General features: G+C 67.8%; 22 protein-coding genes. 6 read left to right on the top strand and 16 right to left on the bottom strand.

Annotated elements, in window-relative coordinates:
* Positions 1–4: 4 nt before the first annotated feature.
* From HF886_RS12015 to HF886_RS12035, 5 genes are all read right to left on the bottom strand, one after another.
* Positions 5–3703 (bottom strand): nitrate reductase subunit alpha, encoded by a 3699-nt coding sequence (locus HF886_RS12015; protein WP_169620606.1) that lies wholly within the window; start codon positions 3701–3703, stop codon positions 5–7.
* The gene (locus tag HF886_RS12020; RefSeq protein WP_240952173.1) at positions 3700–4869 is read right to left on the bottom strand and encodes a nitrate/nitrite transporter; all 1170 of its coding nucleotides are present in this window, start codon (positions 4867–4869) and stop codon (positions 3700–3702) included. Before HF886_RS12020 ends, HF886_RS12015 begins: the two co-directional genes overlap by 4 nt.
* Before the next feature lie 310 nt (positions 4870–5179).
* Complete coding sequence (locus HF886_RS12025; protein ID WP_169620605.1) at positions 5180–7453, bottom strand: polyribonucleotide nucleotidyltransferase; 2274 nt, start codon at positions 7451–7453, stop codon at positions 5180–5182.
* Between the two features lie 325 nt (positions 7454–7778).
* On the bottom strand, positions 7779–8048 hold the full coding sequence (gene rpsO, locus HF886_RS12030) for a 30S ribosomal protein S15 (RefSeq protein ID WP_169620604.1): 270 nt from the start codon (positions 8046–8048) through the stop codon (positions 7779–7781).
* Between the two features lie 182 nt (positions 8049–8230).
* Complete coding sequence (locus HF886_RS12035; RefSeq protein WP_169620603.1) at positions 8231–9193, bottom strand: bifunctional riboflavin kinase/FAD synthetase; 963 nt, start codon at positions 9191–9193, stop codon at positions 8231–8233.
* An 80-nt stretch (positions 9194–9273) separates the two neighbouring features.
* Between HF886_RS12035 and HF886_RS12040 the strand changes: the two genes are divergently transcribed.
* From HF886_RS12040 to HF886_RS12055, 4 genes are read left to right on the top strand one after another with little or no spacing between them, the layout of a single operon-like run.
* Positions 9274–10197: a metal ABC transporter substrate-binding protein gene (locus HF886_RS12040; RefSeq protein WP_169620602.1), complete on the top strand. Its 924-nt coding sequence runs from the start codon at positions 9274–9276 to the stop codon at positions 10195–10197.
* Positions 10194–10958, top strand: a complete 765-nt coding sequence (locus tag HF886_RS12045; RefSeq protein ID WP_169620601.1) for a metal ABC transporter ATP-binding protein — start codon at positions 10194–10196, stop codon at positions 10956–10958. Before HF886_RS12040 ends, HF886_RS12045 begins: the two co-directional genes overlap by 4 nt.
* On the top strand, positions 10958–11839 hold the full coding sequence (locus HF886_RS12050; protein WP_169652404.1) for a metal ABC transporter permease: 882 nt from the start codon (positions 10958–10960) through the stop codon (positions 11837–11839). Before HF886_RS12045 ends, HF886_RS12050 begins: the two co-directional genes overlap by 1 nt.
* A 9-nt stretch (positions 11840–11848) precedes the next feature.
* Entirely contained in the window at positions 11849–12538 is a 690-nt protein-coding gene (locus HF886_RS12055; protein ID WP_169620599.1) for a metal-dependent transcriptional regulator, read from the top strand.
* 4 nt (positions 12539–12542) lie between these two features.
* Here the strand turns inward: HF886_RS12055 and truB are convergent, their stop codons facing one another.
* The 11 genes from truB to rimP form a co-directional block, all read right to left on the bottom strand.
* The gene (gene truB, locus HF886_RS12060; RefSeq protein WP_169620598.1) at positions 12543–13463 is read right to left on the bottom strand and encodes a tRNA pseudouridine(55) synthase TruB; all 921 of its coding nucleotides are present in this window, start codon (positions 13461–13463) and stop codon (positions 12543–12545) included.
* Between the two features lie 3 nt (positions 13464–13466).
* A complete protein-coding gene (gene npt / locus HF886_RS12065) occupies positions 13467–14129 on the bottom strand; it encodes a 4'-phosphopantetheinyl transferase Npt (protein ID WP_169652466.1) in 663 nt (220 codons plus the stop codon).
* Between the two features lie 41 nt (positions 14130–14170).
* Positions 14171–15109, bottom strand: coding sequence for a metallophosphoesterase (locus HF886_RS12070; RefSeq protein ID WP_169620597.1), 939 nt, complete (start codon positions 15107–15109; stop codon positions 14171–14173).
* 5 nt (positions 15110–15114) lie between these two features.
* Positions 15115–16446 carry an MATE family efflux transporter gene (locus tag HF886_RS12075; protein WP_296550895.1) on the bottom strand — a complete coding sequence of 444 codons (1332 nt, stop codon included), beginning with the start codon at positions 16444–16446 and terminating at the stop codon, positions 15115–15117.
* A 38-nt stretch (positions 16447–16484) separates the two neighbouring features.
* Positions 16485–17450 carry a DHH family phosphoesterase gene (locus HF886_RS12080; RefSeq protein WP_346765357.1) on the bottom strand — a complete coding sequence of 322 codons (966 nt, stop codon included), beginning with the start codon at positions 17448–17450 and terminating at the stop codon, positions 16485–16487.
* Between the two features lie 58 nt (positions 17451–17508).
* Positions 17509–17967, bottom strand: a complete 459-nt coding sequence (rbfA, locus tag HF886_RS12085; RefSeq protein WP_169620594.1) for a 30S ribosome-binding factor RbfA — start codon at positions 17965–17967, stop codon at positions 17509–17511.
* A gap of 58 nt (positions 17968–18025) precedes the next feature.
* Entirely contained in the window at positions 18026–18316 is a 291-nt protein-coding gene (locus tag HF886_RS12090; RefSeq protein ID WP_169620593.1) for a DUF503 domain-containing protein, read from the bottom strand.
* An 85-nt stretch (positions 18317–18401) separates the two neighbouring features.
* Positions 18402–21350: a translation initiation factor IF-2 gene (infB, locus tag HF886_RS12095; RefSeq protein WP_169652406.1), complete on the bottom strand. Its 2949-nt coding sequence runs from the start codon at positions 21348–21350 to the stop codon at positions 18402–18404.
* A 163-nt stretch (positions 21351–21513) separates the two neighbouring features.
* Positions 21514–21867 carry a YlxR family protein gene (locus HF886_RS12100; RefSeq protein WP_169620591.1) on the bottom strand — a complete coding sequence of 118 codons (354 nt, stop codon included), beginning with the start codon at positions 21865–21867 and terminating at the stop codon, positions 21514–21516.
* Positions 21868–21911: 44 nt separating this feature from the next.
* Positions 21912–22940 (bottom strand): transcription termination factor NusA, encoded by a 1029-nt coding sequence (gene nusA, locus HF886_RS12105; RefSeq protein WP_169652407.1) that lies wholly within the window; start codon positions 22938–22940, stop codon positions 21912–21914.
* A complete protein-coding gene (rimP, locus tag HF886_RS12110) occupies positions 22937–23530 on the bottom strand; it encodes a ribosome maturation factor RimP (RefSeq protein WP_169620589.1) in 594 nt (197 codons plus the stop codon). The genes nusA and rimP overlap by 4 nt, the downstream gene beginning before the upstream one ends.
* Positions 23531–23685: 155 nt before the next feature.
* Between rimP and HF886_RS12115 the strand changes: the two genes are divergently transcribed.
* Together HF886_RS12115 and HF886_RS12120 are read left to right on the top strand one after the other, a co-directional pair.
* Positions 23686–24183: a hypothetical protein gene (locus HF886_RS12115; protein ID WP_169620588.1), complete on the top strand. Its 498-nt coding sequence runs from the start codon at positions 23686–23688 to the stop codon at positions 24181–24183.
* Positions 24180–24623 carry a ferritin-like domain-containing protein gene (locus HF886_RS12120; RefSeq protein ID WP_169620587.1) on the top strand — a complete coding sequence of 148 codons (444 nt, stop codon included), beginning with the start codon at positions 24180–24182 and terminating at the stop codon, positions 24621–24623. The genes HF886_RS12115 and HF886_RS12120 overlap by 4 nt, the downstream gene beginning before the upstream one ends.
* The last annotated feature ends 36 nt before the right edge of the window (positions 24624–24659 follow it).

The raw sequence follows: 24659 nt of genomic DNA on the forward strand, positions 1-24659 counted from the left end.
TACATCAGTACGTCACCTCCTGAGACCGGCGGCGCACGACCGTGACTTCGTCGCGCTGGTTGCCGGTCGGTCCGAGATAGTTGAAGGCATACGAGGTCTGGGCGTAGCCGCCCGCCAGATGACTCGGTTTCATCAGGATCCGCGTGATCGAATTGTGGATCCCGCCACGCTTTCCGGTGGTTTCGGTGAGCGGGACATCGATGACGCGTTCCTGCGCGTGGTAGACGAACACCACGCCCTCGGGCATGCGCTGCGACACGATGGCCCGGCACACCACCACGCCGTTGCGGTTCACGGCCTCGATCCAGTCGTTGTCGCGCACCGAGATCTTCGCCGCGTCCGCCGGACTCATCCACATCGTCGGTCCGCCGCGCGAGAGCGAGAGCATGAACAGGTTGTCCTGATACTCCGAGTGGATCGACCATTTCGAATGCGGGGTCAGGTATCTCACCGTCAGCCCCACTCCGTCACCGGTACCGAGGGATGTCTCACCGAACAGACGGTTCATGTCCAGCGGGGGCCGGTAGGTCGGAAGTTGCTCGCCCATCTCCTCGATCCAGTCGTGGTCGAGGTAGAAGTGCATCCGGCCGGTGAGGGTGTGGAACGGTTTGAGTTCCTCGATGTTGGTGGTGAAGGGTGCGTAGCGGCGACCACCTGTTTCGCTGCCCGACCATTCCGGGCTCGTGACCACCGGTACCGGCCGGGCCTGCGTGTCGGCGTAGGTGATCCGGCGTTCCTCACTGCCTTCGGCGAGGTGGACGAGCCTGCGCCCGGTTCGCTTCTCGAGTTCGCGATACCCCTGCACGGCGAGCCGGCCGTTCGACGCCCCGGACAGCGCGAGAATCACGTCGCACATCCGTTCCGCAGTGGTGATCGCCGGGCGCCCGGCGGCGGCACCGGAATCCATGACGCCGAACTTGACGGCGAGTTCGGCGACCTCCTGGTCGGGGTGGGTGGTCACCCCCTTGGTGGTCAGCCCTGCCGACTCCGCGAGCGGCCCGAGCGTGGCCCACTTGTCGGCGACGGCGGTGTAATCCCGCTCGACGACCACGAGAGGCCCCATGGTCTTCCCCGGGATGGGCACTTCACCGGTTTTCCTCCAGTCGTTCTCCGTGCCACCGGGATACGCCATCGCACCGGGCGTGTCGTGCTGGAGCGTCCCCATCACCACGTCGGTCCGCGTTCCCAGATGCGTGCGTGCCAGGGCGCTGAACGCCTTCGCGACCGCACCGAACGCCTCGTAGTCCGAGCGGGTCTCCCAGGGCGGATCGATCGCGGGGCTGAACGCGTGCACGTAGGGGTGCATGTCGGTACTCGACAGGTCCCCCTTCTCGTACCAGGTCGCTGCGGGCAGCACGACATCCGAGAACAGCGTCGTCGACGTCATCCGGAAGTCGATCGACATGAGCATGTCGAGTTTGCCGTCGGGGACGTCCTCCCGCCAGGTGACGTCGTTGGGCCGCAAATCCGGCGCGGTCTGAGCACCCTGAATGTTCGAGTCGGTACCCAGCAGATGCTGCAGGAAGTACTCGTTGCCCTTGCTGGAGGAGCCGAGAAGATTCGACCGCCACACGCTCAGCACGCGCGGCCAGTTACGCGGCGACCCGGGATCGGTGACGGCGAGTTTCACCGTCCCCTTGGCCAGTTGTTCGGCAACATATTCGGGGATGTCGCGACCGGCCGCACGAGCCTCGTCCGCCAGATCGTGTGTGTTGCGGTCGAACTGCGGATAGAACGGCGACCAGCCCATCGCGACGGCCGACGCCATCACATCCATGGTGTGCTTGTCCCGGAAGCGCCCCCGCGACAGCGGGCTCGAGAGGGCGTCCGCCCGGTACCCGTCGTACTTCCACTGGTCGGTGTGCACGTACCAGTACGAGGTGCCCGCCATCTGACGAGGTGGCCTGCTCCAGTCGGTGGCCATCGCCATCGTGGCCCATCCGGTGGCGGTTCTGCACTTTTCCTGCCCGACGTAGTGCGCCCAGCCGCCGCCGTTGCGTCCCATTGCCCCGGTCAGGAGCAGCAGGGACAGCACGGCCCGGTAGGTCGCGTCGCCGTGGAACCACTGGCAGATTCCGGCTCCCATGATGATCATGGAGCGCCCGCCCGATTCCTCGGAGTTTCGCGCGAGTTCCCGGGCCACCCGGATCGCTTGCGCCGCAGACACTCCGGTGATCGATTCCTGCCACGCCGGCGTGTAGGGCGTCGACGGATCGTCGTACCCGGTCGGCCACTGCCCGGGCAGATTCAACTCTGCCCGCTGCACGCCGTATTGGGCGAGCATCAGGTCGAACACCGTGCAGACCAGGTGCTCACCCACCCGGCGGACCGGCACACCGCGCTCGAGGCTTCCGCCCCGACCGTCGATCGTGTCGAAACTCGGCAGATGCACGGCGAGGACCTCCGCTGTGCCGCCGGCCGGCGGTGCCACCGTGAGGGCGGGCGACAGGTCACCCAGTTCGAGGTTCCACTTGCCGATACCCTCCTCGCCGTAGCGGAATCCGAGGGAGCCGTGAGGAACCGTCACGCTGTCGGTGGCGCTGTCGAGGAGCACCGGTTTGAACGGGGCGTTCTCCACGTCCTGCCCGAGGTCGGCCGCGGTGAGGTTCTTGCCCGCCACCCACTTTCCGCCGCGCTCTTCGAGTTTCACGAGGAAGGGCAGATCGGTGTACTGCGCGGAGAAGTCGGTGAAGAAAGGTACGGGCTTCTCGACGTAGCACTCGCGCAGCAGGACGTGGCCCATCGCCATCGCCAGGGCACCGTCGGTTCCGGCAGCGCACGGCATCCACTCGTCCGCGAATTTCGTGTTGTCCGCGTAGTCCGGGCTGATCGCGACGACCTTGGTCCCGCGGTACCGCACCTCCGTCATCCAGTGTGCGTCGGGGGTGCGGGTCACCGGGACGTTGGAACCCCACATCAACAGGTACGACGCGTCCCACCAGTCGCCCGATTCGGGGACGTCGGTCTGGTCCCCGAACACCTGCGGGGACGCGACCGGAAGGTCCGCGTACCAGTCGTAGAACGAGGTCATCGCGCCGCCGACCAGTTCGACGAACCGGGAACCGGCTGCGTGCGACACCATCGACATGGCGGGAATCGGGGAGAAACCGGCGATCCGGTCGGGCCCGTACTCCTTGATGGTGTGCACGTGGGCCGCGGCGACCATTTCGGTGGCTTCGGCCCAGGTGACCCGCACCAGCCCGCCCTTGCCTCGCGCACGCTGGTACCGGCGCCGGCGCTCCGGGTCGTTCTGAATGTCCGCCCACGCCAGTACCGGATCACCGAGACGCTGTTTGGCCTCGCGATACATCTCGACGAGGACTCCGCGCGCGTACGGGTACCGCACCCGTGTCGGAGAGTAGGTGTACCAGGAGAAGGCCGCTCCTCGGGGGCAACCGCGCGGTTCGTACTCGGGGCGGTCCGCTCCCACCGTGGGATAGTCCGTCTCCTGGGTTTCCCAGGTGATGATCCCGTCCTTGACGTAGATCTTCCACGAGCACGAACCGGTGCAGTTCACGCCGTGTGTCGATCGCACCACCTTGTCGTGGCTCCACCGGTCGCGGTAGAAGATGTCACCTTCTCTGCCGCCCTGGTGCAGGATGCTGCGGGTGTCGGCGGATTCTTCGCCACGCGTGAAGAACCGGCCGCTACGCACCAGCAGTTCCTCGAGCGTCCCACCCACAGCGACTTTTTCCGTAGTCACGTGCTCTCCTCCGGTTGCCTGTGTGGAGCGTCCCGCGATGCGGCAGGTTCACGTGCCTTCAGCCAGACCGCGGTGTAGACCAGTGCAATGAGAGCCGCCGCGACCAGGAGCAACAGGCCCACGGTGTAGTCGTTGCCCACCGGGTCGTAGGTCGCGCCCATGACCAAGGGCGGGAAGTATCCGCCGAGGCCACCTGCCGCCGCGACGATTCCGGTGATGCTGCCGACGGACTGCGCGGGCGAACGCCGCGCCACCCAGGCGAACACGCCTCCGGTGCCGATGCCGAGGAAGATCGCCATCGAGATGAAGACAACGGCCGACCAGAAGTCCGGCGGTGGCTTGAACGTGGCGATGAATGCGGTCACGGCGGTGCCGGCGAAGGATGCGATCACCACGTACTTCGGTGGGATCCGGTCGGAGAGGGTTCCGCCGATGGGGCGGGCGATCACCGCGGCGACGGCGAACCCCGCGGTACGGGTACCTGCATCCACCGCGGAGAACTCGTACACCGTCCTGATGTAGGTGGGCAGGTAGCTGCTGAACGCGACGAAACCGCCGAAGACGATGGCATACAGGAACGACATTTCCCAGGTGACCCGGAGTTTGCATGCCGCAAGGAATTTGGGCACCACCGGCTGGGTGTTGGGAACGAATGCGGGCGCGTTCCTCATGACGGTCAGACACAACACCGCGGTCAGTGCGAGCACCACTGCGATGATCACGTGGGTGGCGACCAGCCCGAACCATCCGACGAAACGCGGCGTGAAGAAGGCCGACAGTGCCGTGCCGACCATGCCCGCACCGAATACACCCGTGGCGAAGCCACGACGCGACGGGTCGTACCAGTTGTTGGCGAACGGGATCCCGACGGCGAAAATCGTGCCGGCGATTCCCAGGAAGAATCCGAAGACGAGCAGCAGCGGGTACGAGCCCGCACTGCCCGCGAAGCCGACCGCGAGGACCGGCAGTATCGACGCGAGGGTGATCGTGATGAACATGACCCTGCCGCCGTAGCGGTCCGTGAGGGCGCCCACCACGATCCTGCCGAGCGACCCCACGAGGATCGGGGTCGCCACGAGCATCGATGTCTCGGAGCTGCTCAGCGACATGTCGCCGGCGTAGGTGGTGGACAGCGGTCCGATCAGGTTCCAGGCCCAGAAGTTCATGGCCGACACCCAGGTCGCCAGTGCCAGGTTGACTCCTGGACGTGCCCCGATTCCTGAGGCTGTAACCGTGCTCACACCACCAGGGAACACCCTCGGCAGAATCGCCGTACGCCTTTTGCCTAAAGGTTTACACGGGGGTGGTCTTCGATTCTCCATGTTGCGAGCCATCGGCGACGCTCCGCCGCAGGTCGGGTCGGCGACCGGACAGGACCCTCGCGCAACGACACCGCGCGCTGTTCCCGCCCCGAAGGGAAGGAACAGCGCGCGGTGATTGCCTGTCCCGGAGCGGGAGGCTACCGGGAGGAGCCGATCAGGACTCGGTGGCTGCCTCGGCCGGAGCGGCCTCGGCGGCGGCGTCGTCCTCGACGGGCACGAGGCTGATCTTGCCCCGGTTGTCGATGTCGGCGATCTCGACCCGCAGCTTGGACCCGACGCTCACGACGTCTTCGACCTTCGCGATGCGCTTGCCGTTGCCGAGCTTGCTGATGTGCACCAGACCGTCACGGCCCGGGAGCAGGGAGACGAACGCACCGAACGCCGTGGTCTTGACCACGGTGCCGAGGAAACGCTCGCCGACCTTCGGCAGCTGCGGATTGGCGATGGCGTTGATCTTGTCGATCGCTGCCTGCGCGGACGGACCGTCCGCAGCTCCGACGTACACGGTGCCGTCGTCCTCGATGGAGATGTTGGCGCCGGTCTCCTCGGTGATCGAGTTGATCATCTTGCCCTTGGGCCCGATGACCTCGCCGATCTTGTCGATCGGAACCTTGATCGTGGTGATGCGCGGCGCGAACGGGCTCATCTCGTCCGGAGCGTCGATGGCCTCGGCCATGACCTCGAGGATCGTGGCGCGCGCGTCGTGTGCCTGCGACAGCGCACCCGCGAGCACCTGCGACGGGATTCCGTCGAGCTTGGTGTCGAGCTGCAGCGCGGTGACGAAATCCTTCGTTCCGGCGACCTTGAAGTCCATGTCGCCGAAGGCGTCTTCGGCTCCGAGGATGTCGGTCAGTGCCACGTAGCGGATCTCACCGTCGACCTCGTCCGAGACCAGGCCCATCGCGATACCCGCGACCGGAGCCTTGAGCGGAACACCGGCGTTGAGCAGCGACAGGGTCGAGGCGCACACCGAACCCATCGACGTGGAACCGTTGGAGCTCAACGCTTCCGACACCTGACGGATCGCGTACGGGAACTCTTCCTGGCTCGGGAGCACCGGCACGAGTGCCCGCTCCGCGAGGGCGCCGTGGCCGATCTCGCGACGCTTCGGCGAACCGACGCGGCCGGTCTCACCGGTCGAGTACGGCGGGAAGTTGTAGTGGTGCATGTAGCGCTTGCTGGTCTCCGGGCCGAGCGAGTCGACCTGCTGAGCCATCTTGACCATGTCGAGGGTGGTGATACCCATGATCTGGGTCTCGCCACGCTCGAACAGAGCCGAACCGTGTGCACGGGGAACGACCGCGACCTCGGCCGAGAGTGCACGGATGTCCGTGATCCCGCGCCCGTCGATACGGAACTGGTCACGCAGGATGCGCTGGCGAACCAGCTTCTTGGTCAGCGCGCGGAAGGCCGCGCCGATCTCCTTCTCGCGGCCCTCGAACTTCGGGCCGACCTGCTCGAGAACCTCGACCTTGATCTCGTCGGTGCGCTCGTCACGCTGCTGCTTGCCGGCGATGGTCAGCGCCTCGGCCAGCTTCGTCGACGCCGCAGCCTCGACCTCGGCGTACACGTCGTCCGCGTAGGCCGGGAACAGCGGGAAGTCGCCGGTCGGCTTCGCGGCAGCAACAGCGAGCTGCTGCTGAGCGACGCAGAGGCGGGCGATGAACGGCTTGGCGGCCTCGAGGCCCTGCGCGACGATCGCTTCGGTCGGCGCCTGTGCGCCACCCTCGACGAGTGCGATGACGTTCTCGGTGGCCTCCGCCTCGACCATCATGATCGCGACATCAGCGGTGTCCGGGTTGTCCGCACCGCCGACGATGCGGCCCGCGACCACCATGTCGAACACGGCGTTCTCGAGCTGCTCGACCGTCGGGAAGGCAACCCACTGGCCGGCCTTGTTGTCGTCGGACGTGATGAGTGCGACACGCACACCGCCGACGGGTCCGGAGAACGGCAGTCCGGCGAGCTGCGTCGACGCCGACGCCGCGTTGATCGCGACCACGTCGTACAGGTCGTTCGGGTTCAGGCTCAGAACCGTGACGACGACCTGGATCTCGTTGCGCAGGCCGTCCACGAAGGACGGGCGCAGCGGCCGGTCGATCAAGCGGCACGTGAGGATCGCGTCGGTGGAGGGACGGCCCTCGCGACGGAAGAACGAGCCCGGGATGCGCCCGGCAGCGTACATACGCTCTTCGACATCCACCGTGAGCGGGAAGAAGTCGAAGTGCTCCTTGGGGTGCTTCGACGCGCTGGTGGCCGACAGCAGCATGGTCTCGTCGTCGAGGTAGGCGACGACGGCGCCGGCGGCCTGCTGTGCGAGGCGGCCGGTCTCGAAACGGATGGTGCGGGTGCCGTAGGCACCGTTGTCGAGTGTCGCGACGGCTTCGTAGACGCCTTCGTCGGTCTCGACTGCGGAATTGCTTGTCATCTTTGTATCTTCTCTTCCCTCTTCGTCTTCGCCGTACCCGCGCGGGCTCCACGGCCCCCTTGGCCGTGGTAGCGCACCGATTCACGGAGGCGGTCGTCGATCGAAACCCTCCGGCGGGGGCGTCTCTTACGGACGCCGTGCCCGGACCGGAAAGTCACTACCGAGGACCGACACCATCGGTGCATACGGTTCACCGCCGTCGGCGGTGTGGCGTGCCGGCTATACCGGCACAAACACCGATAGCCAACGGGGCCCAGTGTAGTGGGTGCCCCGTTGGCTGTCGGAAAAGATCAGCGGATGCAGATCGTGTCGCTTCTCGGCTGCGTCAGCGACGCAGGCCCAGACGCTGGATGAGCGAGCGGTAACGCTCGACGTCGACCTTCTCGACGTACTTCAGCAGGCGGCGACGACGACCGACCAGCAGCAGCAAGCCGCGGCGGGAGTGGTGGTCGTGCTTGTGCTGCTTGAGGTGCTCGGTGAGGTCGACGATGCGCTTGGTGAGCATCGCAACCTGAGCCTCGGGCGACCCGGTATCGGTCTCGTGCAGGCCGTATTCGCCGAGGATCGACTTCTTCTGTTCGGTGGTCAATGCCACTGGTAGTTCTCCTGAACAACTGACGTCCGCGTGACAGATAGCGGACCGGGTCCGCCGGTGCGGCCGCCGCGAACCGCAGCACACACCAGCGGTCGATATTACCAGAGCCGCGCCCGCCCCCCGCGCGCCCGCCTCTCCCGTACGTTCGGCCGACGGGGATACCCGGCGGCCGGTACATGCGGTCAGCCGGCAGCGAGTACCTCGCGCACGCGGTCGGCATCGCGGTGCATCGCAGAAATCAGCGCCTCCACGGAATCGAACTTCTCCATGCCGCGCAGCCGTTCGACGAAGTCCACCGCCACGTGCTGACCGTAGAGATCGGCTTCCTCGTCGAGGACGTATGCCTCGACGGTGCGCTTGCGTCCGGAGAACGTGGGATTGGTTCCGACGGACACCGCGGCCATGTACCGCTCCCCGACCGAGACACCGTCGACGGGTGATCCCGAGCCGAGCACGGTGAACCATGCGGCGTAGACGCCGTCGGCCGGGATAGCGGCGTACATCGGCGGCGCGACGTTCGCGGTCGGGAAGCCGAGCCCGCGCCCTCTCCCGTCGCCGTGCACGACGACTCCTTCGACGCGATGAGGGCGGCCGAGCGCATCGGCCGCCGCAGCGACATCACCGGCGTCGACACAGGACCGGATGTAGGTCGAGGAGAACGTGACGGCGTGCTCGGCGACGAGGGTCAGGCCCTGCACCGCGAAACCGGATCGCGCGCCGATCGAGCGCAGGAGGTCGACGGTGCCGGCCGCCTTCTTGCCGAAGGTGAAGTTCTCCCCCACGACCACTTCCGCGACATGGAGTCGTTCGACGAGGATCTCGTGGGCGTACCGCTCCGGCGAGAGCTTCATGAATTCGGGGGTGAACGGCACGACGCAGAACACGTCGATTCCCAGTTCCTCCGCCAGCTCGGCGCGCCGCGCCAGTGTCGTCAGCTGCGCGGGGTGACTTCCCGGCCGCACGACCTCCATGGGGTGTGGATCGAACGTCATGAGCACGCTCGGGACACCTCGTTCCGTCGCGGCTTTCACAGCGCTCGAAATCAGCTGCTGGTGCCCCCGGTGTACGCCGTCGAACACCCCGATCGTCACCACACAACGACCCCAGTCCGCAGGTATCTCGTCCAGACCTCGCCATCTCTGCACATCGGCAGCCTACGGCGCACGCGCCGGTCGGTCATCCTCGACCGGCTCCGTAGCCCACGTGGACAACATCCGGCACCCGAATGCATAATTTCGGTGTGCCGAAGATTTCCATTGGATGGGTCAAAACCGCCGTTCTGGCGGCTGCTGCCGTCGCCCTCACCGCCTGCACCTCACCGACGGACGCCGACGAGCGGCCGTTCGCCCTCACCACGTTCACCGTGATCGCCGACATGACCCGCGCCGTCGCCGGAGACCATGTGCGCGTCGAATCCATCACGAAACCGGGCGCCGAGGTCCACGGCTACGAGCCCACTCCCAGCGACCTCCGCAACGCCGCCGACGCCGATCTCGTCCTGGACAACGGACTCGGGCTCGAGCGCTGGTTCGAACAGTTCCTCGAAGACGCCGACGCCTCGCACGTCGTCCTCAGCGACGGCATCGAACCGGTGTACATCACCGGAGACAGCTACGCCGGGCAAACCAATCCGCACGCGTGGATGTCACCGCTCACCGCGCAGATCTATGTCGACAACATCGCCGCCGCGTTGTCCGATCTCGCACCCGAACACGCGGACGACTTCGCGGCGAACGCATCCACGTACAAAGCCGAACTCGCGGCGCTCCACGACGAACTGATCGCCGGTGTCTCGGCACTACCGGAGGAGCAGCGAGCCCTCGTGACGTGTGAGGGCGCGTTCAGTTATCTGGCGCGCGACGCAGGGTTGCGGGAGGCCTACCTGTGGCCGGTCAACGCGGACCAGCAGGGCACGCCCCAGCAGGTCGCCCGGACCGTCGACTTCGTGCGCGAGAACCGGGTCCCCGCGGTGTTCTGCGAATCGACCGTGTCGGACAAGGCGCAGCAGCAGGTCGCGGCGGACACCGGGGCGCGGTTCGGCGGCACCCTCTACGTCGATTCGCTGTCCGGCCCGGACGGTCCCGTCCCCACCTACCTGGACCTGCTGCGGCACGACATCTCGACGATCACGGCAGGATTGACACGATGACGGCACCTGCACTGGACATCGATACGGTCACCGTCCGCTACGACACCGTCACCGCGCTCGACCGGGTGTCCCTGAGCTTGTCGCCGGGAACGGTGTGCGGTCTGGTCGGAACCAACGGCTCGGGCAAGTCGACCCTCTTCAAGACGATCATGGGCCTGGTCCGGCCCGTGTCGGGACGCGTGTCCATCGCGGGCGAATCCACGGTGGTCGCGCGCCGGACCGGCGCAGTGGCATATGTGCCGCAATCGGAGGCCGTCGACTGGGATTTCCCGATCGGGGTGCGGGAAGTGGTGATGACCGGCCGCTACGGTCACCAGGGATTCATGCGCCGGCCCCGGCCGGCGGACCGCGCGGCAGTCGAGTCCGCACTCGACCGTGTCGGCATGACCGACTACGCGACACGGCAGATCGGCCAGCTCTCCGGAGGACAGCGCAAACGCGTGTTCGTGGCGCGCGCGATCGCGCAGGAAGCTCCGCTACTCCTGCTCGACGAACCGTTCGCCGGCGTGGACGCGAAGACGCAACAGGCACTGACAGCGGTGATCCGGGACCTCGCGGCCTCGGGACGCGCAGTCCTGGTCGCCACGCACGACCTCACCGGACTGCCGGTTCTCTGCGACGAAGCCGTGCTGCTGCAACGACGCCTCCTTGTGCACGGTCCACCCGAGGAGGTGCTGCGTCCCGAGAACCTGGCGCTCGCATTCGGCGCTTCCCCCACCGAGTCGCCGGCGAGTGCGCCGGTCGCGCGAGAGGTGCAGTGATGCTGGATCTCCTTGTCGATCCTCTGCAGTACGGATTCATGCAGCGCGCGCTGATCGTGGCGGTCGCCGCCACAGTGGTGTGCGCGTTGCTCAGCTGCTGGCTCGTCCTGATCGGCTGGTCGCTCATGGGCGATGCCGTCTCGCACGCGGTCCTGCCCGGTGTCGTACTCGCCTATCTCGTCGGCGCACCCTTCGCGCTCGGCGCCCTGCTGTTCGCCGGGATCGCGGTTGCCTTGATCGGACTCGTGCGCAGCACGAGCCGGGTGAAAGAAGACGCGGCGATCGGAATCGTGTTCACCACGCTCTTCGCACTCGGTGTCGTGCTGATCTCGAAGAATCCCAGCCAGGTCGATCTGAACCACGTACTTTTCGGCAACCTGCTCGGACTTGCCTCGAGCGACGTCTGGCAGGTCTCGGCGCTCGCGGCGGTCGTGCTGATCGTGCTGGTGGTCAAACGCCGCGACCTGACGTTGTTCGCGTTCGACCGGGTGCAGGCGCACGCCCTGGGTATCTCGCCCGGCAGGTTGTCGGCTCTGCTGCTCGCACTCCTGGCCGTGACCATCGTCAGCGCGATCCAGGCCGTCGGCGTCATTCTGGTCGTGGCGATGCTCATCATTCCGGGCGCAACCGCGTATCTGCTCACCGACCGTCTCGCGCGGATGCTCGTCATCGCCCCCATCCTTGCGGTCGCGGCCTCGGTGGTCGGGGTGTACACGAGCTACTACACCGACGCCGCGACCGGTGGTGTCGTGGTGCTGGCGCAGGCAGTGGTGTTCGCAGCCGTGTATCTGTTCTCGCCGCGCCACGGAGTGGTCACCAAAGCGATCCGGCATCGCACCGGTGCCGGCGACGCGGGTGAATCCGTGCTGCCGGTTACCTAAACTGAACGCGTGACGGACACGAGCGAGACCACCGCGACCGAGACACTGTCCTCGGTGGCCCAGGACTATCTGAAAATCATCTGGACGGTCCAGGAGTGGTCCGGAGAGAAGATCTCCACCAAACTGCTTGCCGAGAAGCTCGGAGTCTCGGCGTCGACCGTGTCCGAAGCGGTGCGGCGCCTGGCCGATCAGGGCCTGCTCGACCACGCACGCTACGGGTCGATCTCGCTCACCGATGCAGGCCGGACCGCTGCCGTTTCGATGGTGCGGCGGCACCGCCTCATCGAGACCTTCCTGGTACGGGAACTCGGCTACGGCTGGGACGAAGTCCACGACGAAGCCGAAGTGCTCGAGCACGCGGTATCCGAACGGATGGTCGCCGCCATCGACGCCAAACTCGGTTACCCGGAACGCGACCCCCACGGCGACCCCATCCCGTCGCACGACGGCCGTATTCCGGCGCCGCCCGCCCGTCCACTGACCACGTTCAGCGACGGCGAGCACGGCCGGGTCGCGCGGATCTCCGACGCCGACCCGGCGATGCTGCGCTACTTCGACGAGGTCGGCATCGCCCTCGACACCGATATCCGCGTGGTGGAACGACGAGATTTCGCCGGAACGGTCTCGATCGGGATCGGCACCGACGGCCGCACCGTGGACCTGGGCACCCTTGCCGCAGGCGCGATCTGGCTCGTCTGAGCCGTCACATGTTCGCGGGCCGGACCACGAACACCGACGCCGCGCGACGCCCCTTCTCCTGGACCAGCGCCGCCGCGCGGCCGTGCTCGTCGACCGCCGCGTAGACCCCCTCGATCCCCACGGGTTCGAGCCAGCGTCCGTTCGCGAGCACTGCTGCTTCGTCGTCGCTCACGGTCCGGCACTCGAACGCGGTGCGGATCGCGTCGTCGATGCCGAGACTCGGCACGGGATCGTCCGCGAGTTCCTCGAGGGTGCGCGCGTGTTCGAGTCCGAACGGGCCCACCCGGGTGCGGCGCAGGGCCGTCAGGTGTCCCCCGACTCCCAGGGTGGCCCCGAGGTCACGGGCGAGTGCGCGAATGTAGGTTCCCGACGAGCAGTCCACCTCGACATCGAGGTCGACGAAGGCACCGTCGTTGCGGCGCGCGAGCACGTCGAACCGCGACACCGTCACCGGCCGCGCGGGGATCTCGACGGTCTCCCCCTCGCGCATGCGGGCATAGGCGCGCTTACCGTCGATCTTGATGGCACTCACGCTCGCCGGAATCTGCTCGATGTCTCCGGTCAGCGTCTCCACCACCTGGGCGATCCGCTCGTCGGTCACGCCGGACGCATCCGACGTCTCCACGACGTCGCCTTCGGCGTCGTCTGTGACGGTGCTCCGGCCGAGCCGGATCGTCGCGGTATAGGACTTGGTGGTCAGCGACAGCAGACCGAGAAGCTTGGTGGCCCGCTCGACGCCGAGCACGAGCACACCCGTGGCCATCGGATCGAGAGTGCCGGCGTGGCCGACCTTGCGGGTGCCGAGCAGCCGGCGGCAACGCGCCACCACGTCGTGGCTGGTCATGCCGGCAGGCTTGTCGACGACGAGCAGGCCCGCGCGGGCGACGGCAGGATTGTCGGAGAATTCGTGGGTTCGGTCGGTCATCGTTCAGCGCACCGTGATCGCGGTGAGAACGAGACCGTCGGCGACGAGCCATCGTCCGTCGAATCCGGTGAGCGGTGGACCGTTCGGCGTGTCGCCGGGCACCAGTATCCGGGAATGGAAGGTGCCGGTCACGGCATCGGCGGTGGTGTCGCGCTCGAACGTGATGTGCGCGTCCTCGAACCCGAGCCACCGGCCGGTGAGCGGGAACCATGCCTTGTAGGTGGCTTCCTTCGCGCAGAACAGCAGACGGTCCCAGTGCAGGTCGTCGCCCGCCGACGCGAGCCATTCCCGTTCCGGTTCGAGGCTGACCGCAGGCAGAACGCCGTCGGGGAGCACGTCGTGAGGCTCTGCGTCGATCCCCAGCGACCGCACCTGCAGCGAGTAGCCGAGCACTGCGGCCCGGTACCCGTCGCAGTGGGTGAGACTGCCCACCAGCCCACGCGGCCACACCGGAGCGCCGCGCTCGCCCCGCAGGACGGGGCCGGGTTCGACCCCGAGGTGCCGCATCGCCTGCCGGGCACAGTGCCGGGCACCGGCGAACTCCCGGCGGCGTTTGTCCACCGCGCGTGCGACGAGCGGTTCCTCCTGCGGATGCGGCCGCAGTCCCGGCGGGTCGGAGAACATTTCCGCAGCGGCGACCCCCTCCGGCACGATGCGCGACAGCAGCGCCGCGTGCGTCTCGGCCTGTTCTCCGACGGACGGCTCGGTCACCGCATCTCCCTCTGTCGTTGTGCTCGCATCTTCTCGGCTTCGGCTTCCATCTCGGGTGTCACCGTGAAGTGACCGCCCCACTTGTTCAGGGTTCCCGGCGGGTAGTCCGGCACCGGAAGGATCTGCCGGAGAAGCCGATCGGGCAGTCCGCGCCGCTGCCATTCCCTCGGGTAGCCGACCGACACCTCTTCGAAGCGGACCCCGTCGTAGTACGTCGTCCGGGGAATGTGCAGGTGCCCGTAAACGCTGCACAGCGCGCGGTAGCGCAGATGCCAGTCGGCCGTCTCGGTGGTCCCGCACCACAGTGCGAACTCGGGGTAGAACAGCATTCGGGTGGGTTCACGCACCAGCGGGAAATGATTGATCAGCACCGTGGGCAGAGCCGGGTCGAGCGCGTCGAGCCGAGCCCGGGTCTGTTCCACCCGCACCGCGCACCACGTGTCCCGCGTGACATACGGGTCGGGCCGAAGCAGGAACTCGTCGGTCGCGACGACGTTGCGGTCGCGTGCGACGGTGAGGCCTTCGGCCTTGGTGGTGGTGCCGTCGGGCAGGAACGAGTAGTCGTACAGCAGGAACATCGGTACGAGCACTACCGGTCCCCCCTCGCCTTCCCAGACGGGATAGGGATCCTCGGGCGTGAGCACCCCGAGTTCGCGGCACATCGTGACGAGGTAGTCGTAGCGGGCCACCCCGTGCATCTGCACGGGATCCTTCGCGGTGGTCCACAATTCGTGGTTGCCCGGAACCCAGATGACCTTCGCGAACCGGCTGCTCAGCAGCGACAGAGCCCAGCGGATGTCGTCGGTTTTCTCCGACACGTCGCCGGCCACGATCAGCCAGTCGTCGGGCGACTCCGGATACAGGTCTTCGGTGACCGGCCGGTTGCCTCGATGGCCTACGTGAATATCACTGATCGCCCACAGCTTCGCTGCCACCGGCATCAACCTCCCGACTCGTTGTGCACGCCGACCTGCCGGTCCGCGCCCGTCACCGCCCATCGACCCGAGACCGTGCGTCCCACGACGGCGAGCATCCGCAACACGATGAACACCGTAAGCCCCGTCCAGATCCCCGCCAGACCCCAGTCGAAGACGAGAGAGCACCAGATGAACGGCAGGAACCCGATCAAGGCCGACAGCAGCGTTGCCGTACGCAGGAACGCGGCATCACCCGCACCGAGGAGTACCCCGTCGAGCGCGAAGACGACACCGGCGACCGGCATGATCGCGACGAAGAACCACCATGCCACGTCGATCTGACCGAGTACCGCGAGGTCCGACGTGAACAAGCCCGGAATCACCGTGCGCCCGAGCAGGAACACGACGGCGAGACCGGTGGCGAACAACGCGGACCACGCGGTGACCCGCCATGCGAGCCGGGTGGCACCGCGCCGATCGGCGCCCCCGAGCGCAGCACCGACGAGCGCCTGCGCCGCGATCGCCAGCGAATCCAGCGCGAGCGTCACGAAATTCCACAGTTGCAGGACCACCTGGTGGCCGGCAACTGCCGCGGCGCCGAACCGCGCGGCCACGGCCGCGGCGGAGAGAAAGCACGCCTGAAATGCCAGGCTGCGGGCGATCAGGTCCCGTCCGAGCCGTAACTGGGCGCCGATCACCTCGGGCCGGGGCCGCAGCGGCACTCCCGACCGCAAGAGCGCCACCACGAACAACGTCGCGGCGACCGTCTGGCCGAGCACGTTCGCGACGGCGGAGCCGACGAGTTCCCATCGCGGTGCTCCCAGCAGTCCGTGCACCAGCACGGGACACAACACCGCGGACAGGGCGAGACCTGCGATCACGTAGCGCAGCGGCCGGAAATTGTCCTGCACTCCCCGCATCCAGCCGTTGCCGGCCATACCGATGAGGATCAGAGGCACTCCGAACAGTGCCACCCGCAACCACGACACGGCTTCGGCGGCGATCTCGTCGTCACCGGCGATCAGGCGCGAGACAGGTCCGGCGAGGAGCTGCCCGGCCAGCAGAATGAGCAACCCCACTCCGACGGCGAGCCAGGTCGCCTGGACGCCCTCACCGACGGCGTCGTCGTGGCGGCGGGCGCCGTGGAGTCGCGCCGATCGGGCGGTGGTGCCGTACGACAAGAAGGTCAACTGTGTGCTGACCGTGGCCAGGACGAGTCCGCCGATCGCGAGTCCCGCGAGGGGCAACGCACCGAGGCGCCCCACCACAGCGATGTCGAAGAGCAGGTACAGCGGTTCGGCGGCGAGGACTCCGAGCGCGGGTAGGGCCAGACCGAGAATGCGACGGCCGGAGATCTCCGGCGTCGTCGCGGTGTCTCCCGTGGGTTCCGTCGTCACCCGAGTACGCCACGCAGTGCCGCCACCACCGAGTCCGGTGCGCCGTGCGCGGTGTAGCCGGCTGCGAACGCGTGGCCGCCGCCGCCGAGGGCGGTGGCGGCTGCGGATACATCCACCACGGTCTTCGACCGGAGCGACACCGTCCACACTTCGGTCCCGACCTCCTTGAACACCGCGGCGACCTCCGCTTCTGCGGTGGTCCGCACGATGTCGATCACGCTCTCCACCTCCTCCGAACCGAGGTGTGCCGAATCGGCGCGACGAACGAACGCGTAGACCAGTCCCCTGCCCCGCACCGCCTCGGGTACCAGAGTCGCGGACGCCAGCACCGACGAGAGCATCGGCAACCACCCGAAGGGATGGGTATCGAGGAGCCCGCGGGTGATCGCGGATCCGTCGATGCCGGTCGCGAGAAGACGCGCCGCGAGGAGATGCGACGCAGGCCGGCCCCAGCGGAACGAACCGGTGTCCGTCACGAGCCCCGCGTACAGGCAATGGGCGAGGTCCGCGTCGAGCACGACACCCCACTCGTCGAACAGGTCGGCGAGCACCACGGCGGTGGCCTCCGCGTCCGGCACGATGAGGTTGTCGGTCCCGAACCGGGTGTTGGACACGTGATGGTCGATGACGAGGGTGCGCGCAGCACCTGTCAGGCGGTCACGCAGATCGCCGAGGCGCCCCGCCGTTCCGCAATCGACGGTCACCACGAGGTCCGCATCCCGGCGCACCGCGGCGGCGGGCGTAACCAGATGCCCGCCGGGCAGTGAGCGCATCGACTCCGGCACCTCGGCGGGAGCGGCGAAGGCCACCTGCACAGCGACGCCCCGCCGCTCGAGCGCGAGACCGAGTGCGAGCCCGCTGCCGAGGGTGTCGGCGTCGGGCTGGATGTGACACAGCACGGTCACCGTCGTCGCGGCGTCGAGCAGGGCCACGGCGCCCGGCAGGTCGACCGAGGCCCCCACTGCGGGCGCGGTGGCGTCCGCGCGAGGAGCAGCAGACCTCGGTTCGCTGCTCGGATCGTTACTCGGCGTCGTCACCGGTGTCACGCTCACGGGGCTCCTTGTACGGATCGGGATCGCCGGCGGGTACTGCGCCCTCGCGGGCGCGGGCCACATCCTCGTCGGCTGCGCGTGCCCGCGCAAGCAGTTCCTCCATCTGCCGTGCCGTGTCCGGCACGGTGTCGGTGACGAAGGTCAAGCTCGGGGTGAAGCGCACACCGGTGCCCGCACCGACCATGGTCCGCAGAACGCCCTTGGCCTTCTCGAGACCGGCGGCGGCTGCCTCCACGTCGGGTTCGGTGTCGAGGTCGGCGCCGCGCACGGTGTAGTAGACGGTCGCGTCGTGCAGGTCGGCGGTGACCTTCGCGTCGGTGATCGTCACGAACTCGAGCCGCGGATCCTTGATCTCGGTGCCGATCGCCGTGGCCACGATGGTGGCGATGCGCTTGGCGAGTCGGCGGGCCCGTGCTGGATCGGCCATGTCGTTCGTTCCTCTCCTCGGCCACCAGTGCCGGTGGCCGTGATGTCCGTCGGCCGGGTCAATCCTCCGGACCGAACAGTCTTCGTCTGGTGGACAGCAGGTCGAGTTCGGGGCGCTGTGCGACCAGTCGCTCGCAGGTGTCCAGTATGTCGCGCACGTGCGCGAAGTCGGGTGCGACCACCGCCACAGCCAGGGTGGAGCGCCGATAGAGGTCGTGCTCGCCGGTTTCCGCGACGGACACACCGAAGCGACGCAATTCGGCGAGGACCGGCCGGATGTACGACCGCTTCTCCTTGAGTGAATGCACGTCTCCGAGCAGGATGTCCAGCTCGAGCGCTCCCAGGTACATCCGCATCCTCGGTGTCGGTGGTGGCGTCCCGACACGCCCGTGGCGGCGAACGACGAATCGTTCGCCGCCACAGGCGCGGGGTGTATCAGTCGCGCGGCTTCTCGCGAAGCTCGTACGCCTCGATCACGTCGCCGACCTTGATGTCGGAGTAGGTGACCGTCAGACCACACTCGTAGCCCTCGCGGACCTCGGTGACATCGTCCTTCTCGCGTCGCAGCGACGAGATGGTGATCGTCTCGGCGACAACGTTGTTGTCGCGGAGCAGACGAGCCTTCGCGTTGCGCTTGACGATGCCGGACTGCACGAGGCAACCCGCGATGTTGCCGACCTTCGACGACTTGAAGATCGCACGGATCTCGGCGCGGCCGAGCTCGACCTCCTCGTAGACCGGCTTGAGCATGCCCTTGAGAGCCTTCTCCACCTCGTCGATCGCCTGGTAGATGATCGAGTAGTAGCGGATGTCGACGCCCTCGCGGTTCGCCAGCTCCGTCGCCTTGCCTTCGGCGCGGACGTTGAAGCCGATGATCACCGCGTTGGACGCAGCTGCCAGGTTGACGTTGGTCTCGGTGATGCCACCGACACCGCGGTCGATGACCCGCAGACGCACCTCGTCGTCGATCTCGATACCCATGAGGGCCTCTTCGAGGGCCTCGACGGTACCGGAGTTGTCGCCCTTGAGGATGAGGTTGAGCTCGTTGTGCTCCTTGAGAGCGGCATCGAGATCCTCGAGGCTGATCCGCTTACGGCTCTTCGCAGCGAGCGCGTTGCGCTTGCGTGCATTGCGCCGGTCGGCGATCTGGCGAGCGATACGGTCCTCGTCGACGACAACCAGGTTGTCGCCGGCGCCGGGCACCGACGTGAAGCCGATGACCTGGACGGGCCGCGACGGAAGCGCCTCGAGGACGTCCTCGCCGTGCTCGTCGACCATCCGCCGGACGCGACCGTAGGCGTCGCCCGCGACGATGGAGTCGCCGACCCGCAGCGTGCCGCGCTGGACCAGCACCGTGGCGACCGGACCGCGACCGCGGTCGAGGTGCGCCTCGATGGCGACGCCCTGCGCCTCCATGTCGGGGTTGGCCCGCAGATCGAGCGATGCGTCTGCCGTGAGCAGCACCGCTTCGAGCAGCTGGTCGATGTTCAGCCCCTGCTTCGCCGAGATGTCGACGAACATGGTGTCGCCGCCGTACTCCTCGGTGACAAGGCCGTACTCGGTGAGCTGCTGACGGATCTTGTCCGGGTTCGCGCCCTCCTTGTCGATCTTGTTCACCGCGACCACGATCGGCACGTCGGCCGCCTGGGCGTGGTTGATCGCTTCCACCGTCTGCGGCATGACACCGTCGTCGGCCGCGACCACGAGGATCGCGATGTCGGTGGACTTCGCGCCACGGGCACGCATGGCGGTGAACGCCTCATGACCCGGGGTGTCGATGAAGGTGATCAGGCGATCGTCACCGTTGAGGTGTGTGAGCACCTGGTAGGCACCGATGTGCTGCGTGATGCCGCCGGCCTCGCCCTCGCGGACCTTGGCCTGACGGATCGTGTCGAGCAGTCGGGTCTTGCCGTGGTCGACGTGACCCATGACGGTGACCACGGGCGGACGCTGCTGGAGGTCTTCCTCGCCGCCCTCGTTCTCGCCGTACTGAATGTCGAACGACTCGAGCAGTTCACGGTCCTCGTCCTCGGGGGAGACGACCTGCACGACGTAGTTCATCTCCGAGCCGAGCAGCTCGAGGGTCTCGTCGTTCACGGACTGAGTGGCCGTGACCATCTCACCGAGGTTGAACAGTGCCTGCACGAGTGCAGCGGGGTTCGCGTCGATCTTCTCGGCGAAGTCGGACAGCGATGCGCCACGAGCGAGCCGGATGGTCTCGCCGTTGCCACGCGGCAACCGCACGCCACCGACCGACGGCGCCTGCATCGAATCGTATTCCTGCCGCTTCTGCCGCTTCGACTTGCGACCGCGACGCGGAGCACCACCGGGGCGACCGAACGCACCGGCTGCGCCGCCACGGCCACGACCGCCGGCGCCACCGCCGCCGGGACGACCGCGGAAGCCACCGGGAGCACCTGCTCCTGCGGGCGCGCCGCCACCGGCGCCACCACCGCGGTAGCCGCCGCCACCGCCGGCGCCGCCACCGGGACGACCGCCCGGAGCACCGCCGGGACGACCCGGACGGCCGGCCGGAGCCGGACGTGCAGCCCGCTGCGGCATGGCACCGGGGTTGGGACGAGGGGGCATCGAACCCGGAGTCGGGCGAGGTCCGCCCTGACCGGGAGCCGGACGCGGACCGCCCTGGCCGGGAGCCGGACGGGGTCCGCCCTGACCTGCGGCGGGACGACCCTGACCGGGAGCCGGGCGGGGTCCGCCCTGACCTGCGGCGGGACGACCCTGGCCGGGAGTCGGGCGAGGACCGCCGGGACGCGGAGCCGGACGCTCTGCCGGAGCAGACGAGTACGGGTTGTTACCGACGCGCGGGGCCTTGGGGCCGGGACGCGGGCCTGCCGGCTTGGGACCGGGCTTGGCCGACGGAGCCTGCGGGGACGCCGCCGCAGCGGGTGCCGCTGCTTCGGGAGCCGACGCAGCCGGAGCCTCGGCAGCCGGAGCGGCCGGAGCCTGCGCGGCCGGAGCCGGAGCTGCGGGAGCCGGCTTGGGGGCGACCGGCTTGGGAGCGCCGGGCTTCGGCCGCGAACCGGCGGCCGGGCTCGGAGCCGGTGTGGTCTCGGCCGGCGCGGGTGCCGCCGGTGTTGTTTCGGGGGCCGGGGCTGCAGCCGCCGGCGCGGGTGCCGCCGGGCGCGGACCCGGACGGGGTCCTCCGCCGGGACGCGGTCCCGGGGTGGGTGCGGCCTTACCGGCCGTAGCGCCGTCTTCCTTCGCGCTGCCGAACGATTCGCGCAAACGACGCGCAACCGGGGGCTCGACGGTCGAAGACGCCGACTTCACGAACTCGCCCTGCTCCTTGAGCCGTGCGAGTAGTTCCTTACTGGTGACACCGAGTTCTTTAGCCAACTCGTGCACGCGGGCCTTGCCTGCCACTGCTCTCCTCACTGATGAGGTCGAGCCGGCCAATGCCCGCACGACCTCGGGTTATCTCCGATGGACGTTCATCGCTGGTGCTTCACGGTGTGCTCATGAGTGTTCGTACCTGTTCTTCTCAGAGTTCGATGTCACTGTTGGTGCCTCGTCGCCGATCTCACTGTCACGCAGTCCGGTGACAATCGCCGGACTCCGCCACGTTCTGTGATCTCGCCGCCGCGGACCCGACCAGCTGATCCAGCGCCGCTGTATCCGGATTTCCGGATACTTTGAGTGCTCTGCCGAATGCTCGGCGCCGAACGGCCTGACCCAGGCACTCCGGGGTGGGGTGCAACCATGCACCTCGCCCGGGAAGCCTGTGCCCGGGGTCGGGAACCACGACGAACGTTCGTGATCCGTGCTCGCGTGCCACGACCCTCAGCAGCTCGGCAGCCAGCGTTCGCTGCCGACAACCGATACAGGTACGCACCGAGCCGGTGCGCGACCCATGGGCCGAGGGCAGTTCATGCTGAACCATCGACCACTCTACCGTTGTTTTGCGAAGAATCCCGCATTCCACGCCTACCTGCCTGTCGGCGCGTTACCGGAAGCCTCGTTCGTGGCGGGTGCAGCGTCACTGCGGATGTCGATTCGCCAGCCGGTCAGGCGTGCTGCCAGGCGGGCATTCTGACCCTCTTTGCCGATGGCCAGGGACAACTGGAAGTCGGGCACCACCACGCGCGCGGCGCGTGCTTCGGGGTCGACGACCGTGACCGATACCACCTTCGAGGGCGACAGGGCATTTCCGACGAACTTCGCAGGATCCTCGTCGTAGTCGATGATGTCGATCTTTTCCTCGCCCAGTTCGCGCATCACGTTGCGCACGCGCTGACCCATCGGCCCGATGCACGCGCCCTTCGCGTTGAGACCCGGAACGAGCGAGTGCACGGCAATCTTCGACCGGTGACCGGACTCGCGAGCGACCGCGACGATCTCCACCGAGCCGTCGGCGATCTCGGGCACCTCGAGCGCGAACAACTTGCGGACCAGGTTCGGGTGCGTACGCGAGAGCGTGATCTGCGGTCCGCGCTGGCCGCGGGACACGCCCACGACGTAGCACTTGATGCGGTCGCCGTGCTCGTACGTCTCGCCGGGGACCTGCTCGGCAGGAGGGATGAGCCCCTCGGTGCTGGTCGTCTCGCCGCCGATCTTGACCACCACCATGCCGCGGGCATTCGCGCGGGAGTCGCGCTGGACGACACCGCTGACGATTTCGCCCTCGTGGGTGGCGAACTCGCCGAACCGCTTTTCGTGTTCGGCGTCGCGAATGCGCTGCATGATGACCTGGCGCGCCGTCGTTGCGGCGATGCGTCCGAAGTCCTCGGGGGTGTCGTCCCATTCGGCGACGACGTTGCCGTCCTCGTCGCGCTCTTCGGCGAGCACCTGGATCGCACCGGTCTTGGTGTCGACGGCGACCCTGGCGTGCGGCTGGTGGCCGTCCACGTGGCGGTACGCCGTCAGCAGCGCGGTTTCCAGCGTCTCGATCAGTTCTTCGAACGGGATGTTCTTCTCGGACTCCAGCATTCGCAGAGCCGCGATCTCGATATTCACTTGTCCAGCCTCGTTTCGTTCACGTCTTCTTCTTCGTCTTCTTCGTCGCCGAGGACCTCGGCGATCTCGCCTGCGGCCGCCCTGCCGTCCGGGAGTCCCCCGGCCAGTTCGAGCTCGCGCGGGTTGGGCTTGGCGAACTCCACCTCGACCACCGCATGCCGGATCTCGCTCAAGGGGATAGCGCGCACGAACGGGCCGGCACGATCCGGCAGCACGACGCGGATCTCGTCACCGACCAGTTCTCCGACGCGCGCGACGATGGTCTCGTCGGCGAGCTGGATCTTCGCCTTGCGTCCTTGAGCCCGCCGCCAGTGCCGATCGTGGACGAGCGGGCGGCCTACACCCGGACTGGTCACTTCGAGCATGTAGGGCGCCTCCCCGAAGTCCGACACGGAGTCGAACGCCTCGGAGACCACCCGGCTCAGTCGCGCAGCCTCGTCCAGGCTGAGCCCGGCATCGCTGTCGACGAGCAGCCGGACCGTGCTGTGTTTTCCGGCCGCGGTCACCACCACGTCTTCGAGGTCGTATCCCTCTTCGGCGAGAAGATCGGAGACGAGCTCGACGATCCGTTCCGGGGGCGGCACAGGCATTGCGGGCGGGCTCCTCGTTCAGTTGTGGTCACAGCGGACAGCCGGCCGATACGGATCCGAACCGGCTGGGTCAAGCGTAACGCGCAAATCGGGGCGCCGTGACCAGGCCGCCGTGGTTCGCTACCGGGGTCTGCTGGCACGATGGTGCGGTGCCGATGTCAGTTACCCGTACCACCCTGTCCCGACGAGCCCTGTTGCGATGGTCCTCGGCGACGATCGGCGGGGTCGGTGTCCTGGGAGTCACCGGATGCGGGCTCTCCGACGACGACGCCGAATCGGAGCCGGATCCGCTGCTGGCGCAGGCCGCGAGCGCGCGGCGGGATGCCGCGACCGCCCGCGCACTCACCGCCCTGTACCCGGATCGGGCGGGCGCGCTGAGCGTGATCGCCGACGAACGCACCGCGCACGCCGACGCGTTGGACGCGGACGTCGCTCGCATGGCGGGAATCACTGCCGACACGACCACATCGGGTACCTCGTCCACCACGTCTGCGCCCGGCGCGGAGCAGCCGACCGTCGAACAGTTGCGGGAAATGCTGGTCCGGTCGCAGCGCAGCGCGGCGGACCTCGCCCGCACGCTCACCGGCTACCGAGCCGGTCTCCTGTCCTCGATCAGCGCAGCATGTGGAGTCCAGACGGAGGTTCTGCTGTGAGTTCCCCGGAGCTCGGACCCGAGCAACAAGCCCTTGTCGACGCGCTGGAAGCGGAGCATTCGGCCGTCTTCGGGTACGGACTCGTCGCCGCGTTCGCGGACCCCTCCCGTTCGGGTGACGTCGCCGCCGATGCCGCCGCGCACCGTGCCCGCCGCGATGCAACCGTCGACGCACTCCAGTCCGCCGGAGTGACACCGCCCACCGCCGCGCCCGGGTACACCGTTCCGTTCCCGGTGACCGACCCCGTCGAAGCAGCCCGGCTGGCCGTGCAGATCGAGAGTGACACGGCGGTCGCGTGGCGGTCGGTCGTCGAGCGCGCACGCAGTGAGGCCACGCGTGGAAACGCACTCGACGCGCTCACCGAAGCCGCCTTGCGCGCTGCCCGCTGGCGTGTCGTCGAAGGGGTTCCCCCGACCGTCGCCTTTCCCGGCCGGCCCTGACAGCGGCGCCGTGGCCGAGCCCGCAGGCTCGACCAC

This window comes from Rhodococcus sp. 105337, from assembly GCF_012844225.1.
Taxonomy (GTDB): domain Bacteria; phylum Actinomycetota; class Actinomycetes; order Mycobacteriales; family Mycobacteriaceae; genus Rhodococcus.

Coding starts and splice junctions, on each gene's coding strand:
- HF886_RS12020 (WP_240952173.1), bottom strand. CDS start 4,869: ATGAACTTCTGGGCCTGGAACCTGATCGGACCGCTGTCCACCACCTAC.
- HF886_RS12025 (WP_169620605.1), bottom strand. CDS start 7,453: ATGACAAGCAATTCCGCAGTCGAGACCGACGAAGGCGTCTACGAAGCC.
- HF886_RS12040 (WP_169620602.1), top strand. CDS start 9,274: ATGCATAATTTCGGTGTGCCGAAGATTTCCATTGGATGGGTCAAAACC.
- HF886_RS12045 (WP_169620601.1), top strand. CDS start 10,194: ATGACGGCACCTGCACTGGACATCGATACGGTCACCGTCCGCTACGAC.
- HF886_RS12050 (WP_169652404.1), top strand. CDS start 10,958: ATGCTGGATCTCCTTGTCGATCCTCTGCAGTACGGATTCATGCAGCGC.
- truB (WP_169620598.1), bottom strand. CDS start 13,463: ATGACCGACCGAACCCACGAATTCTCCGACAATCCTGCCGTCGCCCGC.
- rbfA (WP_169620594.1), bottom strand. CDS start 17,967: ATGGCCGATCCAGCACGGGCCCGCCGACTCGCCAAGCGCATCGCCACC.
- HF886_RS12090 (WP_169620593.1), bottom strand. CDS start 18,316: ATGTACCTGGGAGCGCTCGAGCTGGACATCCTGCTCGGAGACGTGCAT.
- HF886_RS12100 (WP_169620591.1), bottom strand. CDS start 21,867: ATGGTTCAGCATGAACTGCCCTCGGCCCATGGGTCGCGCACCGGCTCG.
- rimP (WP_169620589.1), bottom strand. CDS start 23,530: ATGCCTGTGCCGCCCCCGGAACGGATCGTCGAGCTCGTCTCCGATCTT.
- HF886_RS12115 (WP_169620588.1), top strand. CDS start 23,686: ATGTCAGTTACCCGTACCACCCTGTCCCGACGAGCCCTGTTGCGATGG.